The sequence below is a fragment of the Celeribacter sp. genome (assembly GCF_048270365.1).
Lineage (GTDB): Bacteria > Pseudomonadota > Alphaproteobacteria > Rhodobacterales > Rhodobacteraceae > Celeribacter.
Genome location: NZ_JBLWTA010000017.1, coordinates 39520 through 55182, shown reverse-complemented (window position 1 = coordinate 55182; position 15663 = coordinate 39520). Strand labels below are relative to the sequence as shown.

Here is a 15663-nt window from a genome sequence, read left to right as displayed (position 1 = left end):
GCCAACCTGCGCTCCGGCAAGGCGACAGCTTCGCGCCGCATTCCAAACCCAAACACCCGCCGCACGGACGCAGCCTCTCGGGCGGGTCTGGGACGGTGTTCATCAACGGCAAACCGGCTGGCCGCGTCGGCGACGCGATTGGTTGCGGCGGAAGCGTGTCGAGTGGGTCGGGGGATGTGTCGATTGGCGGGTGAGAAAACCGTGTCACATCGGTGTGCACCCTCACGCATTTCTGAACCAGAAAATTAAAGCCTTAGATGACATGATCGATGGCTCGAAGGTGTAACCGCCCCTGAATTGCAGATAGAGATGGGTCACGACGCATTTGGGGAGAACGGCATTGGAGTAAGTTCGGTGCGCGGTTCAGCCTGCCAATAAGCGTTCACTCAATGTCGAAATCTGGTAGGTTCTTGGTGAGCTTGCTCATGTCGATCTCCGCCAAAAAGCGTGAGCGCGGCGCTGGCAGCGTGCTTCCGTCACTCAGGCTTATTCGATATCCGTTCGCAGCCTTATCGACCTTCGTGATCTGACCGTATGCAATCCAATAGCTTCGGTGAATTCGTGCCCCCAGGTCTTTGGGCAACGCGTCAATGGCGCTGGACAAACTGATCCTCGCAATCCGATTGCCTGCATCGGTGGTGGTGATCAGGACATAATTCTGTTGGGCCTCAATCTTGACGATGCTCAGGACATCAAGCGTTTCAGCTCCCAATTTGACCAATCTTGGGTGCGCAGGAGCTGACATTTGGACATCCTTCGCGGCATCCGAAACCGGTTTGGCTCTTTGTTCATTTTTTTTCAGGTCCTTAAGGATGCTCGGGATGATGAAATTGCCGACGATCGTCAGCAGCATTTCATTGACAAAGATGTTAAATACGACCTGAAAGAAGAGAGACTTGAGAGTAAGAGAGTCACCTCCCAAAAGGTAAGTGACCCAATACCAGAACGGTGTCATACTCACGACCAATATGATCACCAGGATCATAGACCAGACGACAACCACCCTGTTGCGGCGCATTAGGTATGCGTAGAGTTGCACTGAAAGAAAGAACTGCAACCACCCTGACACGACCGTCAAAGTCAGAAGAATAAAGCGATGAATGAAAGGGAGCGCATTTCCGTTATCCCACGGCGCAAGTAGGGTAAATATCATTATAAATGACATCATCGTTATCATAAGAAAACGATGCGAAAAGATCGTCATACATTGATCCGCGCCAAATGAAACTGACGTTCCATTCAGGTACTTCATGGTCACCTGCACGGGCGGCTTCTTCGCTTTATCCATCTGGCTCACTTTAATTGGCTTGACGATTCTCACAACACTCGATGCTCACACATCTGACGCTGAGCGCACCTGCGCTCAATGTTGGGTGCGGGCAATTATGGACTCAATTTCGGCGAGACAAGATAAATTTATGGGGAAAATATCAGGTTTCTCGTCAGTGTGACGAAACCGTCCTGCCTCGAGACAGCTCCGCTCATTCAGTTTCCACCCTGACCTCGCACGCCAACGCCGCTCAAAGCCGGCGGCCTCACTTGATGAGCTGATTTCGCGTTTCTATCCCTGCTTACACCGCATTTAGGCGGCGAAAGCGTGCCCGTCCCTTCGTCCCAAATTTCGTCCCTTTGCCCCTAAACCATCGCGTCAAACGTGAGGTTTGTGAAGAAAATCATGGATCGACTTTTCGATTCCGGCGGTGGCGCGAGAGCCGAAGAAGCAACGGCGCGACGCGGGACACTAAAGACGAATGGGGGCGAAAGCCTACGCGCGACATCTGCAAGCCCAGATGACCGGGCGAGTGTATAAGTAAAGGGGATGTAAAATGGCTTTAACCAGGGTTCCTATCTATGATGGTAGCGGCATCACGTACGTCACGTCCTCGTTGGATCTGACAAGCGGCACGGAGTACACGATCACCGAGGCTGATTTGCAAAGCTTCGACCTCGATCTCGCGAACGATAACTTCCAGGGTTCTGGCGACGCGATCATGGTCGATGGTGTCGAAACAACCATTGTGAGAGTCTATGCCGTCGACGTTGAGTTGACGCTGACGGATGGCACCGTGATCAATTGGGACGCTCAGGGCTCCTCAGAGAATGCCCGCGTCCTCGAGTTGGAAAACGGCGACTACCTTTGGTATCTGGCCAGTGTCCCAGAAGAATATGAAAATGCAGTCATCGACACCTTCGAGGTGTTATCAAGCGAGGAGCTGGGTACGTATCTCGGGAACTATACTCCGTACTCGATCGACCTCAGCGATGGCCTCCCTGACGGCATTGTCGAAGGCACTGAAGCCGATAACTTTATTGATGTGAGCTACTCGGGCGACCCCGAGGGCGACATGGTCGATAACAGAGACAACACTGGGGCAGGTGTCGACATCGGAGGCGCCCCGGGATCGAATGATGATCTGATCGAAGCCTATGGCGGCAACGATACCGTCTATGCGGGCCGGGGAAATGACACGGTCTACGGCGGCGACGGAAATGACACGATTTACGGCGAGAGAAACGATGACACGCTTTACGGCGGTGCCGGAAACGACACGCTCGATGGGGGGGATGGCGACGACACCATTTATGGTGATGGGTCAGAGGAGGTCGTCCTTTCGTCGGAGGCATTACAGTGGGACTTGGTCGGGTCTGATGAATCCTCGATTCCCTCAACATTCACCCAGACGACCGGTGAAATGAATGTCACCGTTTCTTTTACGAATGATGGTGCGGCCAGTAGCTTTTCTGTTGAATCGTCAAATCTGCAATATGTAGCGCCGGGCGAGGTCTTTGACCCACATTCGGCGGCGTCAATTTATTCTCCCGCATTTTCTGGGACTGACATTGCAACCGTGCGCTTTGATTTCTCGGCTGCAACAGGGAATGTCACGGATGAGGTGGAAAATGTAAGTTTCCGACTTGGCGATGTCGATGGTAACGTAGATGAGTGGGCCGAGCTTGTGACGGTCAATGCCTATGATGCGAATGGCAATCTGATTCCTGTAACGATCACCGCTTCACCGGATGACACGGTGTCAGGCAACACTTTGATAGCGAGTTTGACCGGGGGGACCGATGATAGTGACCCCAATGGCTCCGCCTTGGTCGAAATTGCGGGTCCCGTCGCCTACTTTGAGATCGTCTATCAGGATCAGTATGACACGACCTCAATTGGCCACTCTTTACGGATTCTTGATGTCCACTTCGACCCTATCGCTGTAGAGGCTTCGTCAGACGACGACGTGATGTCCGGTGGGGAAGGGGACGACACCTTCGTCCTTGATCCGACAGACAACGGCCACGACACAATCACCGATTTCAACACCGGGAACTCCGGGGCGATCGACGATGATGACCAGTCCAACAATGACTTCGTGGATTTGTCCGGTTTTTATAATCAGGAAAATTACGATGCCGCCGTCGCCGCGGGGGACATCGATCCGACTGTCATCACAAATCCGCGGCAATGGATGCGCGCCGACCAAGACGACGACGGCATCTTAAACGACATCCATGCTTGGGGGGCGGGGAACAGCCTGACCATTGAGAATGGCGGTTCTGCGGTGTCCGGGACCGATCTGACCTGGGACAACACAAATGTCATCTGCTTCGTGTCTGGGACATTGATCACCACCGCGTCTGGACTGGTTCCGGTCCAAGACCTCACCCCCGACGATCTGGTTTTGACACGTGACCATGGCTTCCGTCCGGTGCGCTGGATCGGGTCGACCAAACGTCCGGCAACGGGCAAGGTCGCGCCCATTTTGATCCCTGAGGGCATCTTGGGCAACGCGCGCGATCTGATGGTGTCACCGAACCACCGGATGCTGATGAAGGGCGTAGAGGTGGAACTGCTTGTGGGTCACAGCGAAGTTCTGGTGGCCGCAAAACACCTGCTGGACGGCAAACATGTGCGCCAAGTCGAAGGCGGGACGGTCGAATATTGGCATATCCTGTTCGACGACCATGAAATCATCCTCGCCGAAGGCGCCTGGTCGGAAAGTTTCCACCCGGGCAAAGAAGGATTGGGCACCCTGTGCGAAGACACGCGGGCGGAAATCCTGGAGCTTTTCCCGGAGCTGGGCGCGGACCATGCAGATGCCGACAGAACCACGGCCCGCATGGCTTTGAAAAGCCATGAAGCGGCCTTGCTGCGTCCGACCATCGCGCGTGGCCATATGGTTCAGGGGGCGGCGTCATGTTGGTGAAAGGGGCTCGTATTCAGTGCGATCGCGATGGCCAAAGCAAAGCGGTTGAGGACTTGGCTGTCGGCGATCGGATTTTCGATCCGGTGCTCAACAGCAGCATCGCGATCGTGGACATTCTGTCCCGCACGATCCGCTTCACCGAAGGAGACCGCTCTTCGCACACCGCTCTCTGGCCGCTGCGCGTTGGGCCCAGTGCCTTGGGGCCAAATATGCCGCAAGACGTTGTGCATGTTTCTCCGGGGCAAACCGTTTTCTCGGCGGCGGGCAAAGAGAGCCTGAACACACTTGAGCAATGCAGTGCCTTGGAGCTGGCAGAGCAATCGTTTGATATTCAGACCTGTGTCATGCATGACGTCGAGTACATTGCGCTCTTTACGGAGCTGCCGCAAATCATGAACGTCAATGGCTTGCTGCTACAGAGTTATTCTTATGTCGCGCTATACGTGAGCGACGCACAGTGCAATTTGCTCCGACAACGCGGCGGGCACTCTCCGTGGGGTGCACTATGACCGAACGCACAGATCCCGATAAGCTATATCGTTTGAGTGAAGCGGTCGGCGTCGTCAACATCAGTGGCGATCTGCCGGGGCCGGAACATTGGTTATGGAACGCGCCAAGTCATTCCCCGGCCAAGCCCGCTTTTGAGGAGCCTGCGGCATTCCCTGTCGCCGCGTTCGATCTTTCCGGCCTCGACGATGGTGCAGCCAAGGATGACACCGTGCAAACGCGCCAAACGTCTCGTCGCATGAGGTGAAGAACAGCGACAGAGCCTTCGTTTCTAAGCCGCTGAAATTCCGGAATTCCTCTCTCTTGCCCCCTTTCACCGGAGAGAGGTCTGCAGGCCAGGATCAACAGCACCCCATCATGCCCCCCAAATAATGATGAGGTTGCAACGGAGCCCGCTCCGGCCTGGCCTGCTTCATATCAATGGCAATCGATACGCCGCCCAAGGATGTTGCGGTATTTTGTGATCAGGAGGACCATATGGGTTTTACGAGTACGGTCAGAAATCTGAAAAAACGACCTCAACAGGATCATGTCCCGAAAATGATCCGGAAGGTTTGGTTGGCCCGAGACTGTTTTGATGCAGCACATTCAGACCCGATGAAGCGGTCCAAGCAAAATGTGGCGTCTCATGATCGGGAAACCTGTCTGCTGCACGGCTCGGAGCATCTTCAGACCCGCCTGCATCCGTGCCTCCCGGAAATCTCCGGGAACACCCGAGCCATCAGATTGATCCGCCGCGTCTGGTTCGATGTCACCTTCGACGTTGCTCCCTCTATTTTCCTGGAAACCTCTCTTTCAGCTCTGGGATGGCAGGTCGAACTCTACGACATCTCCTGTGAGGGCTTCGATATTTCTGCGGAAATGAAAAGATGTAACGATTTGGAAGCGCTCGTAATCCCGTGGAAGGCCGTCGGCTTTCTTCAATCCAGACCGGATGCAGCACGGTAGAGAAATTCCCCTCAGTCCCATGACTCTCAAATTCTGAAGAACACCACCTGCCGTCAACTTTGGCGACAGCAACGCCCTCTCGAGTCACTAGTATAAGGAAAATTCCATGTCAGCGGTTTCCCGCAAAATCCTCTCCGCCCTCACCCTGTTCGGACTTGCCGGTTGTTCCGGATTTCTGGTGGACTACGCGCCGATCTCGCCTGAGGCTTCCAGGGCCTGGACCGTCAAGGCCATCCATGTCGATGTCCCTGAAGACCTGGAGGTCAACACGATCAATATCATGATCCCCAATGAAGATATCGTCTGGTACGGCGATGGCCCGGGAGACAAACGCGCGCAGGTCGCGGAGATCCTCGAAGAGGGCCTCTCCCAAGGCAGCAAAACGCTCAAAGGCCCGGTGCCCGTCGTTTTTGACGTCGAACTGGTCCAGTTCCATGCGCTGACCCCAAGAGCCTTTCACAGCGCCCCCTCAGGGACGGGCGTGGAAAGCGTCCGATACAAGATCGAAGTGCGAGATGCCCGAACCGATGCAGTGATTGTCCCGGAGCAAATGATCGCGTCCGACGGCCGCGCGCTCGTTGCGGTAGATGGCGGAGAGGACGGGATCGTCGAACGCAACCGCATCGTGGCAAAGATCGCGGAGACGACCCGAGGTTGGCTTGGTATTGGTCGGGACAATCGCACTGAATTCGAGCGGTTGGGACGATAGCGCCCACACTGGCGTGCTGACCACGCGCTCTGTTGGCCGAAGACCTGACCACGGATGGCGCAGGCGGGCCTCAGGCTCCATGCGCTCGCGAAGTGGCAAGACATTCGCGAGCGCATGATCGTTTTACCGCGGCAGAGCGTGACATGATCGCCGAATATCTCGACACCCCGAGTGGTCCACCACGCATGGCGGCGCCCAAGACAGCCCGGAGGCGCAGAGCGAAAGGCGGAACAAGCTCGTCGTCGCCCGGATCATAAGAACCCGCTGACGCCAGTTGGCGCAACGACAGCCACCTGTAAGGCTCATCCGAATGGGCCTTGTGGGGGCGTTCAGTCTACGGAGACACCGCGAGGATGTGATGGCATATCCCGCGACCGCTCGCGCGCGGTTTGCATCGGCAGGCTTTTGGGCTTTTGCTCACGGTAGCGGAGGATGCGTTTTAACTCCGGGAAATGTGTCCAGTTCCACGACGAATAGCTGCCACCGCAGACGATTGAGAGCTGGCGCATGGTAAAGCCGAAACGATCCTCGCAGACCACCTCAACAAGTGTGCCGGGGCGCACCGGGCAGCCTTTGCCGTCATGGCGTATCCATGGACCCCATTCAGTGCCCTTGCCCGGGTTGGACGTCGCCATGCCGTAGCCTCCTCTCGCCGGTTTCACCGATCCTATTCAGGATATGGTGATCGACTTGCGAGGCAAGCGACGGGTCGGCGACAGTTTGGCGTCGTTTCAGAAACAATCTGCGAAACCGCGCGCTGTTTTGGATCAGACCTCAGAGCCAAACGCACGGGACAGTCGCGACAGGGCACTTTGCGCGCTGCCCTGGCTCATGGCGTCGGCATCGAGCATCATGTAGAGAAGCCCGACCTGAGCGACATCAAGCAACAAAATCCGGTGCGCCTTGGTCGAGAAATTGAGCGAGGACACCCCACCCGTTTCGTCACTATGGCTCAGGGTCTGGCTCAAATTCTGTTGCAAGCGGCGACAAAAAACACCGACTTGGCGCGCCTGTGTCGCATCGCCGCGCAAAACCACCGCGGCCTGTGCGTCAGGTTTTGGACATAGGCCACTGACGATGACGCCAGGCAAATCGGCCAGCGGGATACTTTCCGTCGGGTCCGGGAAACGATCGCGGATCACCTGACGACAAGGATGCATGCAATTGTTCAGCGCAACATCTGTGCCCGCCCGGGATTTCCCAAAGCTTTTCTGCACCGCATTTTCCAGCGCCTCCTGCAAGGGCGCCATGTCAATCTCAAGCGGCTTGTCCGCCACATCGCGCATACTCGACATCATGAGACGATCATGAAGCTCAACCTTCTGCCCGTCGACGAAGCCGTCGATACAGGACAAAAGCTTGGCCTCAAGCCCCGACCAGGATCGGGTCAGGATTTTCTCGATGCCCTCGTCCGCCTGTGCGACATGGTGCTCAAGTTTCTTTTGAAGAGCGCGGAGTTCGGCAAGCTCTTCTTCCAGATCTTCGGCCGCTGCCGCAGCCACATCGGAGCGGATGCTTTCGACCTGTTACTGCAACGCGTCGCGTTCGCGCCGCAGGACGAATTGCGCGCCGTTGATCTCCGCACGCACGTCACCCAGAATCTGCGCGATCTGCTCGCGGCCGACGCCTTGGTCGATGGTCTCGGAGAGCGCCGATTTGACCTCATCGAGACCCGAGGCCAAATAAAGCCGATCCAACGCGTCCAGAGGCACCTCGCCGTAACGGGACTGAAGGAATGCGGCCAGTTCCGGCGTATCGAGCGCCTCACGCGCCGCCACGGCCTCCTCATCGTCGCGCAGCACAAGATCGGCCATATAGGCGCTGCCCGCAACGATGCGGAAGTCGATCCCCGGAATGGCGGCGTGGAGACGTTCAGAAACGTCCTTGATCACGCGCGGCACATCTCTGGCGTAATCGTCCAGCTCGTCGATCCGGTTGATGTAGATGAGGCAATCCTTGGAATCCTGTTTCGCCAGAATGCGGATCAACGCGACGTCGACATCGGTCAGCGGCTGATGCGCCGAGAGGACGACGACAAAGACATCGGATTTGTCGAGGCTGCGACAGGTGAACTCATCGCGCACAAGGAAGGGATCGTTCACGCCGGGCGTGTCGGTCAGGATGAGCGGCACCTGAAATTCCGGCAAACGCATGTAAACATTGGCAACTTTTGTCAGCGCCGCGTAGCGCCCCAAAGATTCCCGCTCCAACCCAACGTCGGAACCGGGACCGGCGCAGACATAGCGTTTGAGCAGATCGGCGGAGAGGAAATCATATTCATGATGGCTGCCCAAAAGCGCGTAGTAATGCTTACCCAGACGTTTCTGCGCGCGCTCCCGCATCTCTTCGCTTTGCTGGCGCAACAGATCGGCGTCGAAACCGGGCAACAAAGCCTCGGTCAACTCGCGGATTTTCGTCCCGCCAGTGATGAATTCCTGCCAATCGGCATCATCGAAAAACTCGAACCGCGCGCCGGAGGCCGGATCGCTCGGAAGATTGATCCGGATGTTCGTAACGACGGAGGTCCAGGGATTGATGTCCGAGGGCAGGAAATCGTGTTGGCGCAGGAAGGCGTTCAAAAACGTGGATTTGCCCGCCTTAACCTGACCGATCACGGCAACCTTCGCCGCCCACTGATCCAGCCGGGTCCGCAGATCACGGAAATTCTGGCGCAGGCCACGATCGGTCGATTGTTCGAGCGTGTCCAACGTGTCACGCAGAAAATCTAGCTCCTGCCGTTGATTGGGGGCAATTTTCACGGCTTTCTCCTACTCATCAAGCGTTGGATCAGCGCGTTGGCGGGATCCGAGTCTTTACTCTGTGTTTTGGCGGCAAATCGTTCAGTTTTGGGGCTGTCGAGCACGGTCAGGACCCTGTCCAGACAGCGCAATATGTCTTGTGGCTGTGTGAGATCGACGTCTTGCGACATGCGCCGATGAAGCCAGAGCTATTTTTAAGTTCAGTGATATTTACAGACATTTTCTGCGTCCTGCTTTAGGAAGGATTAACAGTTTATTAACGCCCCTAGACGCTGGTCGGATGTGTTCGAAACTTGGCTCCAAAAGAGTAGTTTGTGGGAAAACCATTTTCCCAACATGGCATCTTTGTGACTTTTCATCTTTAAGGCGAGAAAAAGTGGGAAATTTAAGAAATTCCGTCGTTTATGAGGTCTCCACGACGTCATCAAGCCGCTGCCAACCGAATCCGGCCTTTGACGCAGTTTACGAAAAAGATCACATGAATGGTCTCTGACGGTGTGAACTCTGCCGATCGGATCAACAAATCCGCAGCAATTGTTCTCCGACCAGCATTTCGACGATCCGCCCGCCTCCGAAGAGGGTTTTCATCGTCACCAGTGGGCCAGTTCCGGCCATTTTCGCGGCCCGATGGCCACGGCACCCTCCCCGGACCAGCCTTTCGGCACAGTGCGCGGCAGAATCGGATGCGCGAAGGGCAACGGTGAGGGGCCTCTCAATCGTTCGCTGCACTGATGTTGGGCTCCCACTGCGTGCTTTTGCGACGGGATGAACTCGACGCCTTCACCTCGCTCTCGAGGAACGCGCGAGTTCCCGAGCGAGATCGATGAAGACCTTGAAGGCCGCCGGCGGATTGCGTCGACTGGGATAATATAGGCAAAGCGGCGCCAGCGGCGGCGTCCAGGCGTCGAGAACACGCACCAACCGCCCCGTCTCGATATCCTCTCGCACGTCCGACTCCATGAAGAACCCAATACCGAGACCATCGAGCACGGCAATGCGCGCGAGGCTGGCTTCGTCCAGCGTGATCGGGCCCTCGACATTGACGTGAACCGGCTGGCCCTCGGCTTCGAACTGCCAGCGAAAGAGGGCGCCGTTCGGCAGGCGCGTCCGAATGCAGGCATGCGCCATCAGGTCAGAAGGCACTTTCGGCGGCTCCCGGCCTTCGAAATAGGCGGGTGTCGCGACGACCACGTTGCGCCGCGCGGGTCCGAGCGGGATGGCGATCATATCAGTCGGCACAAGGTTCTGGCTGCGCACCCCGAAATCGAAACCGTCCGCCACGATGTCGACGAGGTTGCCTTCGGTCACGAGGTCGATCTGTACCCCCGGGAACCGCCGGAGGTATTCGAGGACGAGCGGCGCCAGAATCTCCCGGCCCGCCGTGGCGAAGGTGTTGATGCGCAGAATGCCGGTGGGCGTTTCCTGCTGCGAGCGCACCGTGTCGATCGCGCCGTGAATGTCCTTGAGCGCCGGGCTGACCTGATCGACAAAGCGCTGCCCGGCGGCGGTCAGCGACACGCTGCGGGTTGTGCGATTGAAGAGCCGCACGCCGAGTTGCTCCTCGAGTTTTGAGATCGCGCTGCTGAGTGCGCTCGTGGACATACCAACGTCGAGCGACGCCGCCCGAAACGATCCCCTGCGGGCAATCGCGAGAACCGCGTCGAAATCGGCCAGTTTGTAGGTTCCCATTATCCCGAAAATCCAAACTCCACATCCAATTTTGTCCTACTTATCCGCATTGTGTCAAACCCTTAAATTCTAGCTCGTGGCGCCGGTCCCGATCCGAGAGGTCAAGCGGCGAGACCGGTCGCTGCCACCGATCCCTACTCAGACAGGAGAGCCATCATGAGTATCGAACTGCCAGACGCGATTAAGGCGTATTTCTCGGCCGACAAGAAGGGCGATGCGCAGGCCATTGCCGAGGTCTTCACGCAGGACGCCACGGTTATCGACGAAGGCAATACCTACACGGGTCGCGATGCGATCCGGCAGTGGATGGCCAATGCCTCCACGCTATACACCTATACGGTAGAGCCGTTCGAAATCGCGGAAGACGGCCAGCGCACGATTGTCACCAGCCACCTTGTCGGCAACTTCCCCGGAAGCCCGGTCGACCTGCGCTATTTATTCGTCCTTCGCGGGAACAAGATCGCCGAACTGGAGATCGTGCTATGAGCCCCTTTCTGACCCTCAAGGGAAAGCGGGCTCTAGTCACCTCCGGTACGCGCGGTGCCGGAGGTGCGACCGTGGCCCTGTTCAAAGAGCTTGGCGCCGACGTTCTGACGACAGCGCGGACAAGGCCGCCGGAGATGCCGGAAGACCAATTCGTCGCAGCTGACCTGACGCATCCCGATGGCTGCGACAGGGTGGCAGAGGCCGTGCGCGAGAGGATGGGCGGCGTGGACATCATCGTCCACATGCTCGGCGGTTCCTCGGCGCCCGCGGGCGGCTACACGGCGCTCGGCGACGACGAATGGCGGCGCGAGCTTGATCTGAACCTGATGCCGGCGGTGCGTCTTGATCGCGCGCTCGTTCCGGAGATGGAGACCCGGGGCAGCGGCGTCGTGATCCACGTTACATCTATCCAGCACGAACTGCCGCTGCCAGAGGCGACGACGGCCTATGCCGCCGCAAAGGCGGCCCTGTCCACCTACAGCAAGAGCCTGTCGAAACAGGTCTCGCCAAAGGGTGTGCGGGTTGTCCGCGTCTCTCCGGGCTGGATCGAAACTGAGTCCTCCGTCGAACTGGCCAAACGCCTCGCGACGGAGCACGGAGTTGACGTGGAAGCGGGTAAGCGAATGATCATGGACTCGCTGGGCGGGGTGCCGATCGGGCGTCCGTCAAAACCTGGCGAAATCGCGAACCTGGTCGCCTTCCTCGCGTCGGACCGCGCGGGGACCATAACAGGCACTGAATACGTGATCGATGGCGGAACCGTGCCGACAGCGTGATCACCCTTATCGCCGCCCGCGGCTCCTGTACCTTTCAAAAGGCTCTTCTCGTAGACCAAGGACGCTGAGGTCAGCGGTGCTCGACCACACGAAGATGGAGGGGATTGTGCGCCACCTTGACGTCCAACATCAAAGATGCGCTCGCCATCTCGGAAGCGCTGGAACTCTAAGAAGTTGGGCCGGCCGGGAACAGTCGGCCCGAAGCGGATTTTCGGGTAAAATGTAGAGAATGACCGCTCTCGTCTACGAGACGCATCGCACCGGATTCAGTGAACCACAACCGGCTTTTTGCGCCTCACCAGGCCCGGGCCCGCTTCTCCGGGGGCAACCACATCGGGTCACCTTCGACTATGCCATAGGCCTCATAGAATGCGTCCACATGCTGGAGCGCGGCGACCGACCGGTAGTAGTCTGGCGCATGGCCGTCGTTGGTGACGATGGTATGCAAGAACTGATCCGTCTGCTTCGACGCCCAGAACTGCGCCCAGCCGACAAAGCAGCGCTCGGCAGGTGACATGCCGTCGATCTCGACGTTTTCCTCCGGGTGCTCTTCGAGGTAGACCTTCAGCGCCTCGTAGCCGAGGGTGATGCCGCCCACGTCGGCCATGTTCTCGCCCACGCCGAGCGCGCCGTTGATGTTGAGACCTGGAAGCACTTCGAAAGTGTCGGCCTGTTCGACCAGCTTCTTCGCCTCGACGATAAAGGCCTCGGTGTCTTCGGGGGTCCACCAGTCGCGCAGGTTGCCGGTCGCGTCATACTGGCGTCCGCTGAAGTCGAAGCCGTGGGTCATCTCGTGCCCAATAACCGCGCCGATCCGGCAGAACTTCAACGGCGCGTCCATGTCGGGCGAGAGGGCCGGTGCCATGGTGATTGCGGCCGTGATTTCGAACCCGTTGATCTGCGGTGTGTAGGCCGCATTCATCGCGATCGGCAGGGTCGATTCACCGTTGAACTCCTCGTGTTCGGGTGGGCGGGTCAGATTGTCGATGGTGCGCTCCATCTCGAAGCGACCGAGGGCGATCATGTTGGCCACCGGGTCGGGGCCGATCTCGACGCCGCTGTAGTCGATCCAATTGTCCGGGTAGCCGACCTTGTAATAGAAACTGTCGACCTTGCTTAGTGCTTCGGCCTTGGTGGGGTCGGACAGCCATGGGCTGGTCTCGATCCGGTGGCGAAAGACGGCCTTGATCCGCTCAACCATGTCGAGCACGTCTTCCTTCGTGCCGTCAGGATAGAACTGGTCGACGAAGACCTTGCTGGCCGGGTGCCCCATCTTCTCTTTCAGGAGATCGTAGACCTGTTCGGAACGAGGTAGATCCGGGCGCGCGCCGACAAGGGCCTCGAAGAGATCGAGCTTCGGTTCGCGAAGGGCCGTGTCGAGGAAGGGCGCATAGTTCTGCACGATCCGGTAGGCCATGTAGTCCTTCAGATCATTCAGGGGCGTCTCACGCAGAACCTCCGACAAGCGGGGCAGCGCGCGGGGTTGGAACATGACGAATTCGTCGGGCTGCTCGAAGCCGACCATCTCCAGATAGAGCGGGATGTCGATCTCGGGCACCTGGGCGGCGGCTTCGTCGAAGGGCAATTTGGCGGACCGCATCTTTGGTTCCTTGAACTCTTCAGGTGTCAGGAAACCGCTGTAGAGCGCCGTTTCAATGGCGATCGAGTTGTCGGCGATCCGCAGGGCATCTTCCGATGTGTAGCCCGCAATCTCCATCAGTTTACGGATGGAGTCATGATAAGGGATCAGCGCGCTGTCGCCCGGTTCGGCGCGCAGAAGCTCAAGGAAGTGACGGTCGATCCCGAAGGCCTGACCGACCGCGTAAAGGGCGAACTTGCCGCTGTCCTCCGGATCCTGCCCCGGACCGAACATGGCGAACAGGCCCGGACCTGCCGTTGCCGCCTGTGACGCCATGAAAGGCGTGATATCGGACAATGAGGAGATCGCGTCGATTTCATCCAGCATCGGCCTGATCGGATCTATCCCCGCCTCGTCGATCGCTTCGACATCCATGAAGGCGTTGTAGAAATCACCAACCTGCTGGGCGGGGGACCCTTTTGGCTGATCCCCTGCGGACTTGCCTGCCTCGGCGGCGGCGAGGGCGACCTGCTTGGTCAGCCGGTCGTTCATGATGGTGAAGATACCGTAGGTGGGAAACCGTGCCGGACGCTCGACTCGATCCATCCATCCGCCTGCCGCATAGCGATAGAAGTCCTGACGGGGATCGGCGCTGCGATCCATGTTCTCGACCGAGAAGGCCAGCTCATCTGGCGTCGGGGCGAGCAGTGTTTCCTGCGCCTGCCCAGGGGCGGCAAGTGCGCAAAGCGTGGCGGTGGTCAAAAGCGAACGGATCATCGGGGTCTCCCTGGTCATTCTGAGGCATTGGTCTCCGGCGGTCGGCGACGAGGTGGAACACCGCCGCCACCGCAAATGCAGTCTTTCTGAACGTCATAGCGCAAAATGGCGCAAATCTCGCCGTCTTACGCTGTAGTCCGCTCTTGAAACTGCCTCGCCGACCAAAGGGCGTATTTTGGTATGGTCTTCTTTTTACGCGTCTGAATTGTGACGCGATCCAACGTCAGACAGCTATCCGCCAAAGAGGATCGCATCCGGGAGTTCGTAACGTTCTGTTCCGTTGATCGAGATGATGTTCAGATCGCCCGTGCGGTCCTGAAACACCTGCATGCCCGGATCGCTGCCAATCAGCCGCCCTTCGCGAAAATCGAGGTAACGTTCCCCGCCCGACGGGAGCGCCACCCACACGCTGGCCGTCCCGCCAGACCCGCGAGAGACGCGGAAGGTGCAGGTCGCCATCGGTTGCCCGACCGCCAATGCGCAGGGGATCATGCCAGAGGCCTCGCGATTGGGTGTGGACGCGGTCGCCGCCTCTCTTAGATAGCGGCCCGCTGCCCACCCCCTTAGGGGTTGATCGCCCGGCATCTCGATTTCGCACCATTTCGTCTGGCCGTTCATGCGGCAGCCGAGGTTGCGAACCCGGTCGCCGTTGCCCAGTTGACCGACCACCGGGTTCGAGGTCCCCGGTCCGGAGCGGACGTTCAATAAGTCGCCCCCCGCCACGCCGGCAACGGACCACCAGTCCGGCCCTCCGGCCAGACCGTCGGCATAGTCGCTCGACGCAGTATGGGCTGGCGTTGCGCCGCCGATGCCGATGTTCAAGGTGAAATCTGCGGCCTCGTTCCGCCGGGCCGCGCTCCGCATCAGATAGACCCTGATGCGATAATCTCCATCCGCCGGTAACGCACCGGAGAAGCTGTTACCGCTGGTCGACCCGATGAAGATCGCCGTTGGATCGGTACCGCGCATGACGTTGAAATAGGCAGAGGGGTTTGTCGGCGCGAAATCCACTGTCATGACCTGACCGGCCCGAGCACCAAGGATGTAGTCGACGATCTGCGACCCTTCGATCCGGCTTTGAAGTGTCGTACCGCTGGTGCCCGAGGCAAAGGACACCCGTTGCTCCGATATCGGCTGAGCAGCGCCAATTGACGGTGCCACCAAGGCGAAGATGATCAGAAAAAGTGTCGAAATCTTCATGTGAACCTGCCCTCTGATCGTCCAGAAC

General features: G+C 58.2%; 15 protein-coding genes. 8 read left to right on the top strand and 7 right to left on the bottom strand.

The annotated features are described in order from the left end of the window. A partial coding sequence (locus ACN0X0_RS18360; RefSeq protein WP_417280348.1) for a PAAR domain-containing protein occupies window positions 1–194 on the top strand: 194 nt, incomplete at its 5' end. A 188-nt stretch (window positions 195–382) separates the two neighbouring features. Here the strand turns inward: ACN0X0_RS18360 and ACN0X0_RS18355 are convergent. Further along, a complete protein-coding gene (locus ACN0X0_RS18355; protein ID WP_417280347.1) occupies window positions 383–1288 on the bottom strand; it encodes a LytTR family transcriptional regulator DNA-binding domain-containing protein in 906 nt (301 codons plus the stop codon). A gap of 538 nt (window positions 1289–1826) precedes the next feature. Here ACN0X0_RS18355 and ACN0X0_RS18350 point away from each other — a divergent pair. The 5 genes from ACN0X0_RS18350 to ACN0X0_RS18330 all read left to right on the top strand — a co-directional run bounded on the left by ACN0X0_RS18350 (window position 1827) and on the right by ACN0X0_RS18330 (window position 6369). Further along, on the top strand, window positions 1827–4205 hold the full coding sequence (locus ACN0X0_RS18350; RefSeq protein WP_417280346.1) for a Hint domain-containing protein: 2379 nt from the start codon (window positions 1827–1829) through the stop codon (window positions 4203–4205). Further along, entirely contained in the window at window positions 4196–4714 is a 519-nt protein-coding gene (locus ACN0X0_RS18345) for a Hint domain-containing protein (RefSeq protein ID WP_417280345.1), read from the top strand. Before ACN0X0_RS18350 ends, ACN0X0_RS18345 begins: the two co-directional genes overlap by 10 nt. Beyond that, the gene (locus ACN0X0_RS18340) at window positions 4711–4959 is read left to right on the top strand and encodes a hypothetical protein (protein ID WP_417280344.1); all 249 of its coding nucleotides are present in this window, start codon (window positions 4711–4713) and stop codon (window positions 4957–4959) included. The genes ACN0X0_RS18345 and ACN0X0_RS18340 overlap by 4 nt, the downstream gene beginning before the upstream one ends. 230 nt (window positions 4960–5189) lie before the next feature. Then, window positions 5190–5660 (top strand): hypothetical protein, encoded by a 471-nt coding sequence (locus ACN0X0_RS18335; protein ID WP_417280343.1) that lies wholly within the window; start codon window positions 5190–5192, stop codon window positions 5658–5660. Window positions 5661–5766: 106 nt separating this feature from the next. Then, window positions 5767–6369 (top strand): DUF6778 family protein, encoded by a 603-nt coding sequence (locus ACN0X0_RS18330; protein WP_417280342.1) that lies wholly within the window; start codon window positions 5767–5769, stop codon window positions 6367–6369. A 329-nt stretch (window positions 6370–6698) separates the two neighbouring features. Here the strand turns inward: ACN0X0_RS18330 and ACN0X0_RS18325 are convergent, their stop codons facing one another. The 4 genes from ACN0X0_RS18325 to ACN0X0_RS18310 form a co-directional block, all read right to left on the bottom strand. Further along, window positions 6699–7004 carry a hypothetical protein gene (locus ACN0X0_RS18325; RefSeq protein ID WP_417280341.1) on the bottom strand — a complete coding sequence of 102 codons (306 nt, stop codon included), beginning with the start codon at window positions 7002–7004 and terminating at the stop codon, window positions 6699–6701. Window positions 7005–7136: 132 nt separating this feature from the next. Continuing rightward, window positions 7137–7871 carry a hypothetical protein gene (locus ACN0X0_RS18320; RefSeq protein ID WP_417280340.1) on the bottom strand — a complete coding sequence of 245 codons (735 nt, stop codon included), beginning with the start codon at window positions 7869–7871 and terminating at the stop codon, window positions 7137–7139. Between the two features lie 24 nt (window positions 7872–7895). Beyond that, window positions 7896–9128, bottom strand: coding sequence for a dynamin family protein (locus ACN0X0_RS18315; protein ID WP_417280339.1), 1233 nt, complete (start codon window positions 9126–9128; stop codon window positions 7896–7898). A 780-nt stretch (window positions 9129–9908) separates the two neighbouring features. Next, a complete protein-coding gene (locus tag ACN0X0_RS18310; protein ID WP_417280338.1) occupies window positions 9909–10817 on the bottom strand; it encodes a LysR family transcriptional regulator in 909 nt (302 codons plus the stop codon). Window positions 10818–10973: 156 nt separating this feature from the next. Here ACN0X0_RS18310 and ACN0X0_RS18305 point away from each other — a divergent pair, with 156 nt between their 5' ends. Together ACN0X0_RS18305 and ACN0X0_RS18300 are read left to right on the top strand one after the other, a co-directional pair. After that, the gene (locus tag ACN0X0_RS18305; protein ID WP_417280337.1) at window positions 10974–11303 is read left to right on the top strand and encodes a nuclear transport factor 2 family protein; all 330 of its coding nucleotides are present in this window, start codon (window positions 10974–10976) and stop codon (window positions 11301–11303) included. Next, a complete protein-coding gene (locus tag ACN0X0_RS18300) occupies window positions 11300–12079 on the top strand; it encodes an SDR family oxidoreductase (RefSeq protein ID WP_417280336.1) in 780 nt (259 codons plus the stop codon). Before ACN0X0_RS18305 ends, ACN0X0_RS18300 begins: the two co-directional genes overlap by 4 nt. Window positions 12080–12374: 295 nt before the next feature. Here the strand turns inward: ACN0X0_RS18300 and ACN0X0_RS18295 are convergent, their stop codons facing one another. Together ACN0X0_RS18295 and ACN0X0_RS18290 are read right to left on the bottom strand one after the other, a co-directional pair. After that, entirely contained in the window at window positions 12375–14453 is a 2079-nt protein-coding gene (locus ACN0X0_RS18295; RefSeq protein WP_417280335.1) for a M13 family metallopeptidase, read from the bottom strand. A 213-nt stretch (window positions 14454–14666) separates the two neighbouring features. Next, window positions 14667–15635, bottom strand: coding sequence for an SH3 domain-containing protein (locus ACN0X0_RS18290; RefSeq protein ID WP_417280334.1), 969 nt, complete (start codon window positions 15633–15635; stop codon window positions 14667–14669). Window positions 15636–15663: the final 28 nt, after the last annotated feature.